The following is a 19447-nucleotide window of genomic DNA, read 5'->3' as shown; positions in this document are numbered from 1 at the left end:
CCCATGCGCCAACCGGATATCGAGATCTACCTGAAAGACGCCGAGCACGCGGCCGTCGCCGCCTGGCTGGAACAGGCGCTGGGGCCCTGCGGCCCATGGCAGGAGCACGGCCAGACCCTCAAGTGCACCGCCCGCGGCGAGCACGGTGCGGTGCGCGTCACCTGGCTGCCGAAGGCGGTGGGCAAGTGGCACAGCCTGTTCTTGGAGAGCGACAGCACGCCCTGGGACGACGACCTCGCCTGCGCCAGGGCCGCGCATGCCGCGCTCGGCGTGGAGATCCGCTGCGCGCCGGGCGGCTGGGAGGAAAACCAGGGCGAAGAGGACGCCGACCGCTGGCTGCGGGTCGACGCCGGGGGCGTCGAGGAAATTACCTGGCGCACCGCCTGAACGACGAAAACCCCGCGCTGCGAGGGGCCGCCCAACGGGGGCCTGGCGGGGTGGATGCGCTGGATGACAAAAGCCCGTCTCGCGACGGGCTTTTGCTTGCGGGAATCAGACCTTGGAGACGTCTTCCGCTTGCAGGCCTTTCTGGCCCTGGATCACCGAGAATTCCACTTTCTGGCCTTCCACCAGGGAGCGGTGACCCTCGCCGCGGATGGCGCGGTAGTGAACGAACACGTCCGGACCGCTATCGCGTTGAATGAATCCATAACCTTTGGCGTCATTGAACCACTTGACGGTTCCGACCTCACGATCAGCCATTACCACACTCTCCAACTTGCAATTTTTTATAAGTGGCCTTCCCAATCCGGGAAGACTTCGACGGTTCGGCTGCGCAACGCTGTTCTTGTTATCCGACCCCGGCAAAATGCCGTTGGAGCGGGCATTTCGAATGGCGTTCCACTAGCCACCGCGTCCCGGAGTATAAACAAACGAGTCCAACTGAAAAGGACTTTTTTAGCCCCTGGCGGAATACCCGCCACGCCCGGCGGGACTGGCCTTTCGATATGTTTTCGCTACGCCTGGAATACGTCTGCGCAAGCACTTGCAGATAGCTAGCCGCCATATTTCCGTCAACTTTTCAGCGGTCGCGCAGACCTGCCTTGCGCGGCCAGGCCAGGGTGAAGCAGGCGCCGCCCAGAGTCTCGCTGCGGCCGATGGAGGCCCGGCCGCCATGCCAGTAGACGATCCGCCGGACGATGGACAGTCCCAGGCCATGCCCGCCGGAAGCACGGGTCCGGCTATCGTCCAGGCGTAGGAATGGCGTAAAGAGCCGCTCCCATTGCGCCTCCGGCACCCCCGGCCCGTCGTCCTCGACATCCACCCGGCAACGCTCCAGGCTGACCCGGTAGCTGATCCTGACCCGACGATCGGCATGCCGCAGCGCATTGGTCAGCAGGTTCTGCAAGGCCCGATGCAGGTAGCGCGGCTCGGCCTCGATCCAACTGCCCAGCTCCTCAGGCACCAGCGCGCCCTCCTCGCAACTGACCAGCACCTCGCGGCGCAGCGGGGCGATCTCCTCCACCACCTGGCGCACCAGCACGCCCAGCTCCAGGCGCTGGTAGGTCAGCGGCGGCGAGCCCTGTTCCAGGCGCGCGTAGGTGAGCATCTCGTCGACCAGCTTGTCGAGGTCCTGGATATCGTTGTCCATGCCCTCCAGGTACTTCAGGCGGGCGCCGTCGGTCTCGGCGGTCTCGATCATCTCCAGGCCGAAGCGCAACCGCGCCACCGGCGTGCGCAGCTCGTGGGACACCGCGCGAACCATCTCGCGCTGCACCGTCAGCAGCCGGTGGATGTGCTCGGCCATATGGTTGAAGGCCGCGCCCAGGCGTCCCACCGAGTCGCCGCCGCGCACCTCGACGCGGGTATCCAGACTGCCGCGGGCGATCCGCGTGGCGGCCGCCTCCAGGCTGCGCAGGCGCTGCTCCAGACGACGCACCAGCAGGTAGGTGATCAGGCCGATGAAGCTCAGGCACAGCGCGCCGAGCAGCAACAGCAGCTGCGGCGGATAGAGGTTCATCTGGAACAGTGGGCCCAGCTCCAGCACCCAGGGCGTGTCGAGGATGCCGGCGAAGATGCGGATCGAGTCGCCGTCCTTGCCCAGCGCCATCACCGTGTCGCCCTCCACCACCCGCCGGCGCTGGTCGTCGTCGAGGTCCAGTTCCTTGACCTGGAGCAGGTGCACCGGGAAGCCGAAGCGCTTGTCGCGGACGATCCGCGCCAGGTGGTAAGGCTGTTCGCTGGCCGGGTAGCGCACCAGTTCGTCCATCAGCAGATAGACCGTGGCCCGCGCCAGTTGCTCGCTGACCTGCTGCACCTCGCCGCTGAGCACCAGGTTCTCGGCGGCGCTGGCCTGGGTATAGACGGTGACGGCGTGCTCGGCGGTCTGCTTCACCAGCACCTGGCCGTTCATCAGGCGCGCGCGGCTGCGTCCATCCATCCGCAGCTCATCCAGCCCGCGCAGTTGCAGGGGAATCCCCAGCAAGCGGCTCCACTGCGCCAGGGCGCGCTTGCGCTCGGTGGCGGTCATCGGTTGCAGGTTGTCGGCCATCAGGCGGAAGGTGCCGCGCGCCAGCTCCTCGCGGTAGTGCTCGCCGCGCACCTCGTTGATCCAGTGCAGGCCGAGCAGGCCCAGGCCGCTGACCAGCAGCAGGGCCAGGAGCATGCCGCCATAGATGCGCAGGAAGATGGATTTCATCGGCGAGCCCCCGGCCGCTGTCCGCTGCTGTTGATTCTGGCCGACCGGGACGCCCGCGCCCCGGCCCGAAGGAAAAAAGCGCCTCAGCCCTCGCCGACGAACAGGTAGCCCTTGCTGCGCACGGTCTTGATCAGCCGCGGGTGCATCGGGTCGTCGCCGATCTTCGGGCGGATCCGCGAGATGCGCACGTCGATGGAGCGGTCCTGGCCGTCGTACTCGATGCCGCGCAGGGCGTTGAAGATCTCCTCGCGGGAGAGAATCCGCCCGGCGTTCGCCGCCAGCAGCCAGAGCAGGTCGAACTCAGCGCTGGTCAGCTCGATGGTGGTCCCGTCCAGCCAGGCCTCGCGCATCGCGTTGTCGATCACCAGGCGACCGAACGCCAGGCGTTTGCTGTCCGCCGCCTGGGCGCCCGCTTCCGGCGCCTCGCTGCGCCGCAACAGGGCACGGATGCGCGCCAGCAGCACACGCGGGCGCACCGGCTTGCACACGTAGTCGTCGGCGCCCATCTCCAGGCCGAGCACCTCGTCCATGTCGTCGGTGCGCGCGGTGAGCATCAGGATCGGACCGTCGAACTGCGGACGCACCTGGCGGCAGATGGACAGACCGTCCTCGCCCGGCAGCATCAGGTCGAGCACCACCAGGTCCGGGCGTTCGGCGAGGATACGCGCCGCCGCCAGTGCGCCGTTGGCTTCGATGTCGACCTTCAGGCCGTTGCCTTCCAGGTATTCCCGGGTCAGCTCGGCCAGACGTCCATCGTCCTCGACGATCAGGATGCGCCAGGCTTCTTGCTCCACACAGCCTCCTCGTATCGCGGTCCCGGAGCCGCCGCGCGGCCCCCTCAGAGCGGCCCGCATTGTAGCCAATACGGGGGCCGCGCGGCAGCACGCGAGGAACATCTTGCAAACACTACATATTGTGGGTAGGGTGCGCGCCCCGAAAGATTGGGGAGTAGGTCTGCGCCGGTGCTTTCCGAGGGCGACGAATGGCATTCTCCAGCGCTGCCGCGGCCTACGGACGCTTCCTAGGACTCACGCACAGAAGACCCACACTTTATCCACAGGTTTCCCCCAGACTGTCACCTTGCAAACACCCCATTAGCGCATTATCTTGTATCCCCATCGTCGCCACCCCCTATATCTTGGGTTTCGAGCGCACGAACGGCTACAACGGAACCAACCGCGCACGGACCACTCTGATGGCTCCGGCGGCTCCGCAAAAAAGCATTTTCCAGACGTACTGAAAGCATCGACGGCGCTCACCGCAAGGAGCCCTTCATGACGATGGAAAAGCGGTACGGGTGTTGCAACGGACGCTGTAAACAGACAGTCAACACCACTAGGTATTGTGTTCGACGGCAAAACGCCACGAACCCGCCAGGGCCAGGGAGGCACGCACAGTCCCCACCCTCAGCATTCGAATGAAGCAGCCGCCGCAAGGCCGGCTGCCCGGCTCTTTATCGATTCAAGGGAATGGGCGCCCCGGCGCCCGCTAGCAAAACCATTACGAGAACGTGGAGATACCCACCCATGCATACCGACACCACACGCGAGAACCCGCAGGCCAGCGCGCCGCAGGCCGCCGATTCGTCGCAGGATCTGGCCGCCACCGCGCCGGGCCAGCTGCGCGTGATCAAGCGCAACGGCACCGTAGTCCCCTACACCGATGACAAGATCACCGTGGCCATCACCAAGGCGTTCCTCGCCGTGGAAGGCGGCACCGCCGCCGCCTCGTCGCGTATCCATGACACCGTGCGCCGCCTGACCGAGCAGGTCACCGCCACCTTCAAGCGCCGCATGCCGTCCGGCGGCACCATCCACATCGAAGAGATCCAGGACCAGGTCGAACTGGCCCTGATGCGCGCCGGCGAGCAGAAGGTCGCCCGCGACTACGTGATCTACCGCGAAGCCCGCGCCGCCGAGCGCAAGAACGCCGGCGCCGCCAGCGACGTCGCCCAGCCGCACCCGAGCATCCGCATCACCCGCGCCGACGGCAGCCTGTCGCCGCTGGACATGGGCCGCCTGAACACCATCATCAGCGAAGCCTGCGAAGGCCTGGCCGAGGTGGACGGCGCGCTGATCGAGCGCGAGACCCTGAAGAACCTCTACGATGGCGTCGCCGAGAAGGACGTCAACACCGCCCTGGTGATGACCGCGCGCACCCTGGTCGAGCGCGAGCCGAACTACTCCTACGTCACCGCCCGCCTGCTGATGGACACCCTGCGCGCCGAAGCCCTGGGCTTCCTCGGCGTGGCCGAGAGCGCCACCCATCACGAAATGGCCGAGCTGTACGCCAAGGCCCTGCCGGCCTACATCGAGAAAGGCGCCGAGTTCGAGCTGGTCGATGCCAAGCTGAAGGAATTCGACCTGGAGAAACTGGGCAAGGCCATCGATCACGAGCGCGACCAGCAGTTCACCTACCTCGGCCTGCAGACCCTGTACGACCGCTACTTCATCCACAAGGACGGCATCCGCTTCGAACTGCCGCAGATCTTCTTCATGCGCGTGGCCATGGGCCTGGCCATCGAGGAGAAGGACCGCGAGGCACGCGCCATCGAGTTCTACAACCTGCTGTCGTCCTTCGACTACATGAGTTCCACCCCCACCCTGTTCAACGCCGGCACCCTGCGTCCGCAGCTCTCCAGCTGCTACCTGACCACCGTGCCGGACGACCTGTCGGGCATCTACGGCGCCATCCACGACAACGCCATGCTGTCGAAATTCGCCGGCGGCCTGGGCAACGACTGGACCCCGGTGCGCGCGCTGGGCTCCTACATCAAGGGTACCAACGGCAAGTCCCAGGGCGTCGTGCCCTTCCTGAAAGTGGTCAACGACACCGCGGTCGCGGTCAACCAGGGCGGCAAGCGCAAGGGCGCGGTCTGCGCCTACCTGGAGACCTGGCACCTGGACATCGAGGAATTCCTCGAGCTGCGCAAGAACACCGGTGACGACCGTCGTCGTACCCACGACATGAACACCGCCAACTGGATCCCCGACCTGTTCATGAAGCGCGTCTTCGACGACGGCTCCTGGACCCTCTTCTCGCCGTCCGACGTCCCCGACCTGCACGACCTCTACGGCAAGGCCTTCGAGGAGCGCTACGAGTACTACGAGGCCCTGGCCAGCTACGGCAAGCTGAAGCTGCACAAGGTCGTCCAGGCCAAGGACCTGTGGCGCAAGATGCTCTCCATGCTATTCGAGACCGGCCACCCGTGGCTGACCTTCAAGGACCCGTGCAACCTGCGCAGCCCGCAGCAGCACGTGGGCGTGGTGCACAGCTCGAACCTCTGCACCGAGATCACCCTGAACACCAACAAGGACGAGATCGCCGTCTGCAACCTGGGCTCGATCAACCTGGTCAACCACATCGTCGACGGCAAGCTGGACACCGCCAAGCTGGAGAAGACCGTCAAGACCGCGGTACGCATGCTCGATAACGTCATCGACATCAACTACTACTCGGTCCCGCAGGCGCAGAACTCCAACTTCAAGCACCGTCCGGTCGGCCTGGGCATCATGGGCTTCCAGGACGCCCTGTACCTGCAGCACATCCCCTACGGTTCGGACGCGGCCATCGCCTTCGCCGACCAGTCCATGGAAGCCATCAGCTACTACGCGATCCAGGCTTCCTGCGACCTGGCCGACGAGCGCGGCGCCTACCAGACCTTCCAGGGCTCGCTGTGGTCGCAAGGCATCCTGCCGATCGACTCGGAGAAGAAGCTGATCGAAGAGCGCGGCGCCAAGTACATCGAAGTCGACCTGTCGGAAACCCTCGACTGGGCACCGCTGCGCGAGCGCGTACAGAAAGGCATCCGCAACTCGAACATCATGGCCATCGCGCCGACCGCGACCATCGCCAACATCACCGGCGTCTCGCAGTCGATCGAGCCGACCTACCAGAACCTGTACGTGAAGTCGAACCTCTCCGGCGAGTTCACCGTGATCAACCCCTACCTGGTGCGCGACCTCAAGGCCCGCGGCCTGTGGGACCCGGTCATGGTCAACGACCTGAAGTACTACGACGGTTCCGTGCAGCAGATCGAGCGCATCCCGCAGGACCTCAAGGACCTCTACGCCACCGCGTTCGAAGTCGAGACCCGCTGGATCGTCGAAGCCGCCAGCCGTCGCCAGAAGTGGATCGACCAGGCCCAGTCGCTGAACCTGTACATCGCCGGCGCCTCGGGCAAGAAGCTCGACGTGACCTACCGCATGGCCTGGTTCCGCGGCCTGAAGACCACCTACTACCTCCGTGCCCTGGCCGCCACCAGCACCGAGAAGTCCACCATCAACACCGGCAAGCTCAACGCCGTGTCGGCCGGTGGCAACGACGGCCTGCAAGCCGCCCCGGCCGCCGAGCCGAAGCCGGCGCCGGTGCCGCAGGCATGCAGCATCGACAACCCCGACTGCGAAGCCTGCCAGTGATCGCGCGTCGCTGAACGGCGTCCGTGTCGTGGCCGGGTAAGCCGGACTCCTCCCGTGAGTCCGGCTTGCCCGGCGCCTGACGGTCGCTCGTCCAGCGCCACGCTGGCAGCGCAAGGCCCCTCGCCAGGGCCAGGAACAATCCCCTTCTTCCCTCCGGGGAGAAGAACGGCCCGGCCAGACCGTGCCGGACCACCGCTTTCGCGTGCACCTCACGCCCCATATCCAGGCCGCCGAGACGGCCGCCAGACCAGGAGAGAGCAAGATGCTGAGCTGGGACGAATTCGACAAAGAAGACCCGACCGAAGCCAAGGCCGCGCCCGCCGCCGCCCAGGCCGTTGCCCAGGGCCATGACAAGCTGGACGACGAAGCCGCCGGCTCGGTGGAAGAAGCGCGCGCCGTTTCCGCCGACGACTCCGACGCTGTCGCCCGCGCCAAGAAGGCCCTGAACGACCTCGACATCCAGGAAGGCCTGGACGACCTCGAAGGCTCCGCCGCGCGCGTGCAGGTCGGCGACAAGCAGATGATCAACGCCCGCGCCGACCTCAACCAGCTCGTTCCCTTCAAGTACGACTGGGCCTGGCAGAAGTATCTGGATGGTTGCGCCAACCACTGGATGCCGCAGGAAGTCAACATGAACGCCGACATCGCCCTGTGGAAGAGCAAGGACGGCCTCAGCGAAGACGAGCGGCGCATCGTCATGCGCAACCTCGGCTTCTTCTCCACCGCCGACTCCCTGGTCGCCAACAACCTGGTGCTGGCCGTGTACCGCCTGATCACCAACCCCGAGTGCCGCCAGTACATCCTGCGCCAGGCCTTCGAAGAGGCGATCCACACCCACGCCTACCAGTACTGCATCGAGTCGCTGGGCATGGACGAGGGCGAGATCTTCAACATGTACCACGAGATCCCCAGCGTGGCGAAGAAGGCCTCCTGGGGCCTGAAGTACACCCGCTCGATCTCCGACCCGATGTTCCAGACCGGCACCCCGGAAACCGACCGCCAGTTCCTGCGCAACCTGATCGCCTACTACTGCGTGCTGGAAGGCATCTTCTTCTACTGCGGCTTCACCCAGATCCTCTCCATGGGCCGCCGCAACAAGATGACCGGCACCGCCGAGCAGTTCCAGTACATCCTCCGCGACGAGTCGATGCACCTGAACTTCGGTATCGACGTGATCAACCAGATCAAGATCGAGAACCCGCACCTGTGGGACGCCCAGATGAAGGACGAGGCGACCCAGATGATCCTCCAGGGCACCCAGCTGGAGATCGAATACGCGCGCGACACCATGCCGCGCGGGGTGCTGGGGATGAACGCGGCGATGATGGAGGACTACCTGAAGTTCATCGCCAACCGGCGCCTGACCCAGATCGGCCTGAAGGAAGAGTATCCGGGGACCACCAACCCGTTCCCGTGGATGTCGGAGATCATGGACCTGAAGAAGGAGAAGAACTTCTTCGAGACGCGGGTTATCGAGTACCAGACGGGCGGAGCACTGAGCTGGGATTGAGATTCTCGATTTAGGTCAAGACCGTTAGACGCTGTCGCCGGAAAGGGATTTCGGGACAGTGGTAGAGATAAAGAGCCCCGCCTTGTGCGGGGTTCTTCATTAAAGAGAAATAAAAACCCAAGGTGTTCAGCAAGTTAATCCACCAAATCAAATAGAAGATATGTGCCAAGCTCACTATCCCCAAGACACCATCGACAGACTATTTGAGGACTGTCAAACAGCCCTAGAAAACAAGAAATAAAAACATGCCCAACCATTCGCTCAATCTGAAATCTCCGTAGGGCGAGTAACGCGCAGCGTTATCCGCCGGCTGGCCACGGTACGCTCCGAAATCCTTCTGGATACACGGACGATCCCCAATGCCAAGCTACCGACGAACCTGGGTCCCCGGCGGCACCTATTTCTTCACAGTCACCCTGCATGACCGCCGCTCCAACCTGCTGACCCGCGAAATCGACCTGCTGCGCCGCGTGGTCGCCCAGACCAGGCGCCGGCACCCCTTCCGCATCGATGCCTGGGTCGTGCTGCCGGAGCACATGCATTGCCTCTGGACCCTGCCGCCCGACGACGCCGATTTCGCCACCCGCTGGAAGGTCATCAAGTCCGGCTTCGCCCGACGCATCCCCTGCCACGAATCACGTACCCTCGCGCAACGGCGGCGAGGACAACGCGCCATCTGGCAACAGCGCTACTGGGAACACCTGATTCGCAATGACACGGACTACCGGCGCCATTTCGACTACATCCATCTCAACCCTGTGAAACACGGGCTGGTTACGGCGGTCAAGGATTGGCCCTTCTCCACCTTCCACCGGGCCGTGGCTGAAGGGCTTTATCCCGAGGATTGGGCCGGTGATCCTTCCTTGGAGGTCCGAGCGGCGGAGCGGGTTTGAGTCTGCTGGCGGATAACGGCTGTGCCGTTACTCGCTCTACCCCGGCTACCAAGTCTTTTTCTCGGCCTCGCAGGATGGCCAGCCCCGAGAAAGTAACCAAAGCGCTTGCCCCTGCATTCGACCTCCTACACGACGATTCCGCTCGGCCTCCTGATGGGGCGGACCGGAGCGTCGGATGTTTCTCTGGAAGAGGGAGGGCGAATAACGCGAAGCGTTATCCGCAACTACACAGGATTTTCCTGTAACGCCCGAGCATCGGGGGATTGAAAGAACTTCGTCAAGTCGATGTACAAGCAATGGCTTCAGAGAATCGGCGGATAACTGCTTTGCAGTTATTCGCCCTACCGTTGACCGCTATCGGTGCGCTCCATAATCATTCTTCGGCGCTAAGAACGCATACCACCCAGCGGCAAACCGCTCCCGAAAGTAGCGGTGTATTCCATTGAGGAAATGCGTATGCCATTCGTTTTTCAACCCACCCCATTCATCCCCTCGCGGCACGACACCAACACCACCTCCCCGGAGGTGCGCCATGTCTGACACCCTCCTCCAACCCAGCCGTTTCACCCACCACCATCGGGTCCTGCACGCCGTGCTGCTGGATGAGGAAGGCTGGTTCGTGCTCTCCGACCTGGTACGGCTGCTGGGCCGTTACCTGGGCGGTCGGGCGCCGGCGGCGTTGTGTGACGAGGCGCCGTGGCCGCTGGCGACGGCGGAGCAGCGCGAGCGCTTGTTCGCCCTCTGCCATGCACTGGAACGGCACCTGGATGCCGATCAGTGGCGGCTCGCCTGGCTCCATGACGAACGCCACGGGCCACGCCAGGACTGCCTGGTCAGCGAGTCCGGGCTCTACGCTCTGCTCTGGCTCGCAGTGCCTGGCGCGGCACGGAGTTTGCGCCGTTGGGTCAGCGGCTCGGTGCTGCCACGCCTGCGCAGCCAGTCCCGCCCCAACGCCACGCCCCAGCGCGCCGTGCTGCACTGGAAAACCGCCGAGATCGACACCCTGCACTGGCAAGGCAAGACCTGGATCCCCCTCTCCGACTGCCCCCACCTCCTCGACAGCCCACGCCCGCTGATCCGGGCCTGACCCCGTCATACGCCCTGAAAGGAGTCAGGGCTTGTAACAACAGCACGACCTTTGGCAACCTTTCCCCAATGCCCCGGCACGCTCGTCTGTACAGATCCCAGGACTGAATTTCCAAGCCCTGTTGCTACCCAGGGCCCCGCAGAAATACCAAAGCCAAGGTCCTTCCAAAGCCCCTCGTTCGAATCGTCTGGTTACCAGACAAGCGGCCGGAGCACTTACTGAAACTTATGCCACCACCAATAGAGATCTAGATCACATTTTATTGTAAGCAGTGATGGCAAAGGCCCGCAGAGCGACACAAAGACCACTGGAAGTCCACTTGAATGGCTCACCAGAAACGCTATTCGACTAATGAGAGGAACATGGTGAGCGACAAGAAGTGGTGCGTTATCGCTGTAGCAGCGCTTTATCTGCTCAGTGGAATACTCTTGATAAGGTCTCCGATCAGCCTGCCCCCCTTCGTTGAAAGCGTATGGAAGTTCTACAGCAGCATTGGTTTCGATATGAGTCGAGACATTGTGCGAGCTGTCATACTCTCTCTGAGTCTTTCATGCTTGGCCCACGCATTAATAATACTCACAACTTATATCACCAATGGAGGGCTACCAAAGGTTCTCAGGGGGCATGAGCAGTATCTCTTCCTCAGAGCGCTGTTTTACCTTGGCCTTTGCATTCTGGGTATTGGGGCGATGGGAGACAATATATCCGCAAGGAGAGCTTCTTCATTCAGCAAGGAACTATCGATTCTGCTGGGAGCTTCTATTCTGGGAGGAGTGGTTTGGACAGTGAGTGATTTGCTTGCGTCAATCATCCTGAAGTTTAAGAGGTGAGTACGACAGCCAACTCGCCAGGGGGCAATTCTCCAACGGTTCTCACCGCACCTCCATCCTAGTCGTTTCACCCACCACCGGGCCTTGCGCTCCGCGCTGGCAGACCGCCGAGATCGACACCCTGCACCGGCAAGGCAAGAGCTGGATCCCCCTCTCCGACTGCCCCCAACTCCTCGACAGCCCACGCCCGCTGTTCCGGGCCTAAGACAAACACCGGCCTCGAACGGAGTTGAGGCTGACAAGATGAAAGACGCTGCGTCTGATTTCCGGCACGCCACACCGAGATGAGAGAAGCACGTCACATTCCTCTCTATGAGATGATGACAAAAAGCCATGAAATAGGTTGAAGTTCCTTAAACCTGAATGAGTCCTGAACAAGATTCATTTATTTCCTAGGAACAAGCTGTTGCTCCCCCAGTGACCCAAGGATGGGAATGCATGCCATTGGCTGTTTCCATGTGGACTCGTGGTGTTTTCTCCATGCCCACGAGCCGCGCTCAAGAGAATGAAAACTCACCAGTTGCTTCACCGCTTGAGGAGGTCCCATGAACCTCCTTTTGATCCACCAGAATTTTCCAGGCCAGTTCCGCTACATCGCTCAGGACCTGTCAAGGTCTCAACTGCATCGAGTCTTGGCTATCGGAAGAGATAGCGCTCCAGGCCTTCCGGGAGTTCCTCTGGTGCGCTATCGACCTGCACGGGAATCAGCCCCACAGACGCATGGCTATCTGAAATCCTTCGAAGATGCGGTCCTGCATGGACAGCAGGTCGCTCGGCTGCTATTGAATCTGCGCAGTAAAGGGTATCGACCGGATGTCATATTGGCCCATCCCGGTTGGGGGGAGTCGCTTTTCGCCAAAGACATATACCCCCACGTACCGCTGATCCATTTCTGTGAATACTACTACCACGCCAAAGGAGCCGATGCGGACTTCGATCCACAATTCCCTCTTGGCCTGGACGATGCCTCGCGTTTACGCCTGCGTAACAGCCAGCATCTGCTTAATCTCGAACAATGCGATCTGGGCATCACCCCTACACACTGGCAGCACTCGCTGCACCCTTCGATCTATCACGACAAGATCCGTGTGGCGCACGAGGGAATCCCCTCGGATGAGTTGCTTCCCGATCCCCAGGCGAACCTCACGCTTCCCGATGGGCGGACACTCAGGGCGGGACAGCCCGTGGTGACCTATGTGGCGCGCAACCTTGAGCCCCATCGGGGCTTCCATAGCTTCATGCGGGCGCTTCCGGCAATTCTGGCAGGGCATCCGCAGGCGCAGGTGGTGGTGGTGGGGGGAGATCAGTCCAGCTACAGCCCCCGCCCCAAGGATGCCCCCAACTGGCGGAACAAATTGCTGTCGGAAGTGGAGATCGATGCCCGCAGGGTTCACTTTCTTGGCAAAGTCCCCTACTCCGTCCACCGGAAAGTGCTTCAGATTTCAGCGGCCCATGTGTATCTGACATACCCCTTCGTATTGTCGTGGTCGCTGCTTGAAGCCATGGCTACTGGCTGTGCCATCGTAGGATCCGATACGGCGCCCGTCCGTGAGGTCATTCGCGATGGCATCAACGGCCATCTGGTGGACTTCTTTGCGCCTGATGCTATCGCCGCACAAGTACTCGCCCTCCTCGCTGCCCCCCAGAAGCAAACCGGACTTCGCAAGGAAGCACGCCTGACCGCGCAACGCTACAGCGTCAGCAACGGCTTGCGGGCTTATCACCAACTGCTGGCGGACGCCATGGCGCTATCTGCTCCTACACCGGCCTGAACGATTCCGAATCCGGAACGCAATTATCGAAGCAAGGACACTCCATGCGTGAAGACTCTCCTGAAAACAAGACGGTTGAGCCTCCGGCCCTCGACAGTGGCTTGGCCTGCCTGCTCATGCTGGCACGCTTTCATCAGGTGGCCGCCTCACCCGAGCAGTTGGCTCATGAGTTCATCCCAACTGGCGGGGAGTTCGGCACTCCCGAGCTTCTGCTGGCAGCGCGCAAGCTTGGGCTGAAAGCCCGGTCGGTACGCAGTCGGCCGGACCGACTGGCGCGCACACCGCTTCCGGCGATTGCCCGAGGTAACGACAATGGATATTTCATCATTGCACGTATCGATCAAGGAAAGGCGCTGATCCAGGATCCTTTGCTGCAACGCCCAGAGATACTGACCTTAGAGGCGCTGGAAAACCGCTGGAGTGGCGAACTCGTGCTGCTTCGCTCGGAAGCATCGCAGTCAGCCGAGCTTTCCCGATTCGACTTCACTTGGTTTATTCCAGCCATCGTCAAATACCGCAAGGTGCTGGGCGAAGTCCTGGTGGCCTCCTTTGTGCTGCAGATATTCGCCTTGCTGACACCTTTGTTCTTCCAGGTAGTGATGGACAAGGTGCTGGTCCATCGCGGTCTGTCCACCCTGGACGTTCTCGCCATAGGCCTGCTCGGCCTCATGCTGTTCGAAAGTCTGCTGAGCGGCTTGCGTAGTTATGTCTTTGCCCATACTGCCAGTCGTATCGACGTGGAACTGGGAGCGCGGCTGTTCCGTCACTTGCTGAATCTGCCATTGGCCTACTTTCAGGCCCGCCGGGTGGGCGACTCGGTGGCACGCGTGCGGGAGCTGGAGAACATTCGCAGCTTCCTGACCGGCAATGCCATCACCCTGCTGCTCGACGTGCTGTTTTCCGTGGTGTTCATCGTCGTGATGTTCTTCTACAGCGGCTGGCTCACATTGGTAGTGCTGCTGTCCTTGCCCTTATATTTCGGACTCTCTCTGTTGATTACCCCCGTGCTGCGAGCCCGGGTACAGGAAAGCTTCAATCGCGGCGCGGAAAACCAGGCCTTTCTGGTCGAGACCATCAACGGCATCGATACGGTCAAGGCCATGGCAGTGGAACCGCAGACCATGCGGAAATGGGACAACCAACTGGCGAGCTACGTGGCGGCCGGCTTCAAGACCCAGACCCTGTCGACCTTCGCCAACGAGGGCGTATCACTGATTGGCAAGCTGGTGACGGTAGCCACCTTGTGGCTGGGGGCTCGCCTTGTCATAGAAGGACAACTGACGGTAGGACAGCTGATCGCCTTCAACATGTTGGCCGGGCGAGTCGCCCAACCAATCATGCGTCTAGCCCAACTGTGGACCAACTTTCAGCAGACCGGCGTCTCGGTTCAACGTCTGGGAGACATCCTCAATAGCCAGACCGAACTGTCCCAGGCGACGCGCAGTAGCTTGCCACCTTTGAAGGGACGGATCGAGTTCGACCAAGTGCACTTTCGTTATCGCTCGGATGGATCCGAAGTGCTGCGCGGCATCAATCTTGCCGTCCAGGCCGGAGAGGTGATCGGTATCGTCGGTCGCTCCGGGTCCGGCAAGAGTACGCTGACTCGGTTGCTCCAGCGCCTGTACGTCCCAGAGCGCGGACGCGTGCTGGTCGACGGCATGGACCTGGCGCTGGCTGACGTATCCTCGTTGCGTCGGCAGATCGGCGTGGTGCTGCAGGATAACCTGCTGTTCAATCGCAGCATTCGAGAAAACATTGCTCTGACCGATCCCGGCGCACCGATCGAGGTCGTGATCCAGGCTGCGCGTTTGGCCGGCGCTCATGAGTTTATTCTCGAACTGCCCGAGGGCTACGACACCCTGGTGGGAGAGCACGGCTCCTCCCTTTCCGGAGGACAGCGACAGCGCATCGCCATTGCCCGCGCGCTGATCGGCAACCCTCGGGTTCTAATCCTCGACGAAGCGACCAGCGCCCTGGATTACGAGTCCGAACGAGTCATCCAACAGAATATGAAAGCCATCTGCCAGGGACGCTCGGTAATCATCATCGCGCACCGTCTAAGCGCCGTGCGCGATGCCCACCGGATCATCGTGATGGACCGTGGGCAAATCGTGGAACAGGGCACGCATTCCGAACTGCTGAGCCACCAGGCCGGGCACTACTCTCGGTTGTATCGCCTACAGCAAGGGGACGCCGCATGAACGCCCGGCGTGAACTGCTGCAACGTTACCGGCGGGCCTGGACGCAGGCCTGGCACAACCGCCAGACGATGGAGGCACCGGCGCGCCTGCCGCACGAAGTACAGTTCCTGCCGGCGGCCCTGTCGCTTCAGGAGCAACCCGTCAACCCTCTGGCGCGCCACATCAAATGGGCGATCATGGCGTTCCTCGCGCTTGCCGTACTCTGGGCTTGCCTGGGCGAGATTGATGTGGTTGCCAGTGCCCAGGGCAAAGTCGTCCCCAGTGGCAAAACCAAGGTCATCCAGCCCAGAGAAGTGGCCGTGGTCAAGGCGATCCATGTCTATGACGGGCAGCAGGTAAAAGCCGGCGACCTCCTGGTGGAACTCGACGGCAGCCAGACAACTGCCGACGTCGAGCGACTCAAGAGCGACCTGATGGCCGCGCAGGTGGACAGTGCACGAGCCACCGTTTTGCTGGAGGCGATCGAGGGCGGCCAGGAACCGGCCTCGATCGCATCGCGACTACCTCAGGCCAACGAGGAGCAGCAACGCGCCGCACAGGTCTGGATGCAAGGGCAGTACCTGGAACTACGCAGCAATATCAATCAGGCGCAAGCCGTTATCGAACAGCGAAGTGCGGAAATCCAGGCAGCCCTGTCCATGATCGCCTCTCTACGCAAGACCTTGCCCATCGCCGAACAACTGGCCCAGGACTACAAGCGTCTGCTGGCACGCAATTTCGTTGCCAAGCATGCCTGGCTGGAAAAGGAGCAGTCACGCCTCGACCAGGAACGGGAACTCGCAGTGCAACAGGCGAAGCTGCTGGAGCTTCAGGCCTCCCGTCGGGAGGCTGAACAACGCCGTGAAAGCATTATTGCCCAGACCCGGCGCACGATGCTCGATCTGCAGCATGAGTCCCAGCAGAAATCCGCAGCCTTGACACAAGAACTGCTCAAGGCTGAACAACGGGACCGTTTGACTCGCCTGACCGCGCCGGTCGACGGCACGGTGCAGCAACTGGCAATCCATACCCAAGGCGGGGTGGTCACCGAGGCCCAGCCCCTGATGGCCATCGTTCCCAAGGACCAGCCGGTGGAAGTGGAAGCGATGCTGGAGAACAAGGACATAGGCTTCGTGGGACCAGGGCAGGAAGTGGAAATCAAGGTGGAAACCTTCACGTTCACCAAGTATGGCGTCATCCACGGCACCGTCCTGAGCGTTTCCGAAGATGCCATCGAAGATGAGAAAAGAGGTTTGCTTTATGGCCTGCGCATACAGCTCGCGCAGAATCATATACGCGTAGGTGATCGGGAGGTTCCCTTGACACCGGGAATGGCGGTGAGCGCGGAAGTGAAGACGGATAAACGGAAAGTCATTGAGTACTTCCTGAGTCCGCTGAAGCAGTATGTGGACGAAAGTTTAGGCGAAAGATAGTTAGAGGTATTTCTTCTCATGGGAGGCGTGATGGACAAAAATAAGGCATGGCTTACCTTTGTGATGGTACTGTATTTTATATGTGGCTTTCTTCTAATAAGATCATCGGCTAGCCCGAATGATACGACTGATTTTGTATGGCGATTTTATTCTCGCATAGGCTTTGATATGGATCGACATATTGCCCGAGCACTCATCTTATCCATTTCCCTCTCCTGCTTATTTCATACGCTAATAATAATTTTCAGAGCTATCGGCAACGGATGGACGTCAGAGGGTAGCAAAGGAGCAGTATCTTATCTTTTTTTCAGGGCTTTATTTCTTCTTGGCTTATCCGTTTTAGGCGTTGGTGCGCTGGGGGATAATGTGTCTTTAAGAAGGACTCCAGAGCTTAACAAGGAGTTATCGATCTTAATTGGAGGGCTTGTCTTAGGTGGCATGGTGTGGCTGATAAATGATTTACTTATCTCAATTTATGTAAGGATGCAGAAGCGAGTACAGCATATCAAAAAATTGGACTCTTCGCATACTACGCGGACAAGATAAACTCAATAGTCACCTATGGTGATATAGCACTTAGGACAACTGACCCAGACACTAGGGAGCAAGCCCTATGGGATGCTGCCAATGAGTTGGCCAAACTTGCAGGCATTGGTATTCCTCTTTGGTTTTTAGATAAGGCCTTGACCAAAACTGGATTGGATCGAGTGTTTGACTCTCTAAAAAAGCAGGAATCCTTTCAAAAGTACTTAATGGATAAAGCAGCTACCCAAAGCGTCTATAACTATCTTCTTGCGGACTTGGCCGAGTGGGGGCTGGAAGAACTTAATGACTGGTTGAGTCGGAATGCATATCTTGACCCCATCTTTGATGCTGTAAATATAAACTTTACCTCTGCCCTTAACTTTGTCCAGCGCGTTGATCCACTTGCTTTGGACCTTGATGGCGATGGCCTCGAAACCGTTTCCTCCAACTCAGGGATTACCTTCGACTTCGACGGGGATGGCCTGAAGACAGGGACGGGATGGGTAGCCAAGGACGATGGCTTCCTTGTCTGGGACCGCAATGGCAACGGAACCATCGATAATGGTGGTGAACTGTTCGGTGTGGACTTCGTCAAGAGTAATGGCCAGAAAGCCAGCGATGGTTTCGATGCCTTGCGTGACCTGGACTCCAATCGTGACGGTATTTTCGACGTCAAGGATGAACAGTTTGGCGAACTGAAGATCTGGCAGGACTTGAACCAGGACGGTATTGCTGAGGCAAACGAACTCAAGAGCCTAGACGGTCACAATATTACGGCAATCAATCTTGACATTGAGAAATCCACCGAGGATAACAATGGCAACCTGATCAGCGCAATCGGCAGCTATAGCAGGGGTGATGGTACCAGCGGTCTTGTCAATGGCAACCAAAGCCTCGCAGGCAATCTTGATCTTGCGTCCAATCCATTTTACCGCGAGTACACGGACCGCATTGCGCTGGATGATACCGCCAAGAGCCTACCAGATATGAAAGGCTCGGGTGCTGTCCGGGACCTGCGTGAGGCTAGCATGCTCAATACCGGGTTGAAATCAGCGCTCTCTGAGTATGCGCAAGCCGATACCCGTAGCCAGCAGATGTTGCTTCTGGATCGCCTACTGACCGAGTGGGCCAAGACATCGAACTATCGAACCTTCGATCAACGTATCTCTGACCTGAGCACCAAGACCTACGATGTGGCCTTTGGATGGTCCTGGGAACAGGATAGCTTCGCAGCAGGTGGCGGTAGCACCAGCAGCGGCTCTCTGAGCGAGGGCGATCACGGCCCCACCCAAGAGCAGTTGGAAAGAAAGGCGCTTCTGGAAAAAGTGAAGCTTCTGGAGATATTCAATGCCCAGAGCTTTTTTAACTTCTCCCCTAAAGAGGGGAGTGGATCTGCAGACAAGCCAGCTTCATTCAGTTTACAGTCTGGTGCAAGCCAGTTTTCAGTGTCCGGAATCATGATCGGCGGGACCATTACGCTGACAGAGAAAGATCTGACCTTTAACTCTGGCCAGGTTAGTCTTCTTGAATCTGCCTATCAGGCATTGAAGGACTCGATTTATAGTGCTCTTCTTCTACAAACCCGTCTCAGACCATATGTAGAAGAGATTGATTTAACGCTAGAGTCAGGAGGGGTCTCTCTTAACTTCGAGAAAGTCCTTCAGCTTTTCCAGGAGAACTTTGAGAAATCCCATGTCAATGGAGCGATTGATCTTCTAGAGTTCCTGGGACAGCGAATCTCGACCGGCGGGTCAAGTCTGCTAGGACCTTTGGCTGAAGCTCAATTGCAAACATTGACGCCAGGCGAAATCCAGCAGATCGAAGCGAACGGTATTGGCTTGGAGATGGGGGGGCTGGGCAACGATCTAGTAAAAGGCAGTTCTGGCCAAGACTATCTGTTCGGATTGGCTGGTAACGACTCACTCTATGGGAATCAGGGAAATGATCTTCTGTCTGGGGGAACAGGCAATGACACCCTGTTCGGTGGTCTTGGCAACGATACACTGATCGGTGGGGCAGGTAATGACTACCTGCATGGGGACACCGGTAATGACATATACCGCTTTGATCGCGGCTGGGGCCAGGATACCGTCTACAACTATGACAGCAGCGCCAACAGGGTCGATGCCATCGAGTTCGGTACCGGCATTCGCGCAGAGGA

The 19447-nt window shown here is 60.2% G+C and carries 13 protein-coding genes; 10 read left to right on the top strand and 3 right to left on the bottom strand.

From position 1 onward, the window contains the following. Positions 1-3: 3 nt before the first annotated feature. Positions 4-387 carry a hypothetical protein gene (locus HMPREF2914_RS14880; RefSeq protein WP_003082373.1) on the top strand — a complete coding sequence of 128 codons (384 nt, stop codon included), beginning with the start codon at positions 4-6 and terminating at the stop codon, positions 385-387. Between the two features lie 105 nt (positions 388-492). Here HMPREF2914_RS14880 and HMPREF2914_RS14875 read toward each other — a convergent pair whose 3' ends face one another. The 3 genes from HMPREF2914_RS14875 to HMPREF2914_RS14865 form a co-directional block, all read right to left on the bottom strand. Further along, positions 493-702 (bottom strand): cold-shock protein, encoded by a 210-nt coding sequence (locus tag HMPREF2914_RS14875; protein WP_003082372.1) that lies wholly within the window; start codon positions 700-702, stop codon positions 493-495. 319 nt (positions 703-1021) lie between these two features. Further along, the gene (locus HMPREF2914_RS14870) at positions 1022-2638 is read right to left on the bottom strand and encodes an ATP-binding protein (RefSeq protein WP_003109067.1); all 1617 of its coding nucleotides are present in this window, start codon (positions 2636-2638) and stop codon (positions 1022-1024) included. Between the two features lie 83 nt (positions 2639-2721). Further along, positions 2722-3432 carry a winged helix-turn-helix domain-containing protein gene (locus HMPREF2914_RS14865; RefSeq protein ID WP_023092106.1) on the bottom strand — a complete coding sequence of 237 codons (711 nt, stop codon included), beginning with the start codon at positions 3430-3432 and terminating at the stop codon, positions 2722-2724. A 732-nt stretch (positions 3433-4164) separates the two neighbouring features. Between HMPREF2914_RS14865 and HMPREF2914_RS14860 the strand changes: the two genes are divergently transcribed. The 9 genes from HMPREF2914_RS14860 to HMPREF2914_RS33085 form a co-directional block, all read left to right on the top strand. After that, a complete protein-coding gene (locus HMPREF2914_RS14860) occupies positions 4165-7056 on the top strand; it encodes a ribonucleoside-diphosphate reductase subunit alpha (RefSeq protein ID WP_003082358.1) in 2892 nt (963 codons plus the stop codon). Positions 7057-7318: 262 nt separating this feature from the next. Next, positions 7319-8566 carry a ribonucleotide-diphosphate reductase subunit beta gene (locus tag HMPREF2914_RS14855; RefSeq protein WP_003086547.1) on the top strand — a complete coding sequence of 416 codons (1248 nt, stop codon included), beginning with the start codon at positions 7319-7321 and terminating at the stop codon, positions 8564-8566. A 359-nt stretch (positions 8567-8925) separates the two neighbouring features. After that, positions 8926-9459 (top strand): REP-associated tyrosine transposase, encoded by a 534-nt coding sequence (locus HMPREF2914_RS14850; protein WP_009315472.1) that lies wholly within the window; start codon positions 8926-8928, stop codon positions 9457-9459. Between the two features lie 532 nt (positions 9460-9991). After that, positions 9992-10546 carry a BRO-N domain-containing protein gene (locus tag HMPREF2914_RS14845; RefSeq protein ID WP_023092107.1) on the top strand — a complete coding sequence of 185 codons (555 nt, stop codon included), beginning with the start codon at positions 9992-9994 and terminating at the stop codon, positions 10544-10546. Positions 10547-10908: 362 nt separating this feature from the next. Beyond that, entirely contained in the window at positions 10909-11376 is a 468-nt protein-coding gene (locus HMPREF2914_RS14840) for a hypothetical protein (protein WP_023980779.1), read from the top strand. Positions 11377-11921: 545 nt separating this feature from the next. Continuing rightward, positions 11922-13148 carry a glycosyltransferase family 4 protein gene (locus tag HMPREF2914_RS14835; protein ID WP_023088927.1) on the top strand — a complete coding sequence of 409 codons (1227 nt, stop codon included), beginning with the start codon at positions 11922-11924 and terminating at the stop codon, positions 13146-13148. Positions 13149-13192: 44 nt separating this feature from the next. Beyond that, positions 13193-15349, top strand: a complete 2157-nt coding sequence (locus HMPREF2914_RS14830) for a type I secretion system permease/ATPase (protein ID WP_023092108.1) — start codon at positions 13193-13195, stop codon at positions 15347-15349. Then, a complete protein-coding gene (locus HMPREF2914_RS14825) occupies positions 15346-16761 on the top strand; it encodes an HlyD family type I secretion periplasmic adaptor subunit (RefSeq protein WP_023088925.1) in 1416 nt (471 codons plus the stop codon). Before HMPREF2914_RS14830 ends, HMPREF2914_RS14825 begins: the two co-directional genes overlap by 4 nt. Positions 16762-17393: 632 nt before the next feature. Next, the coding region (locus tag HMPREF2914_RS33085) for a calcium-binding protein (protein WP_305886914.1) at positions 17394-19447 on the top strand (2054 nt) is incomplete at its 3' end.

It is taken from the genome of Pseudomonas sp. HMSC067G02, from assembly GCF_001813485.1.
Lineage (GTDB): Bacteria > Pseudomonadota > Gammaproteobacteria > Pseudomonadales > Pseudomonadaceae > Pseudomonas > Pseudomonas aeruginosa.
This window is presented reverse-complemented; position numbering and strand designations above follow the sequence as displayed.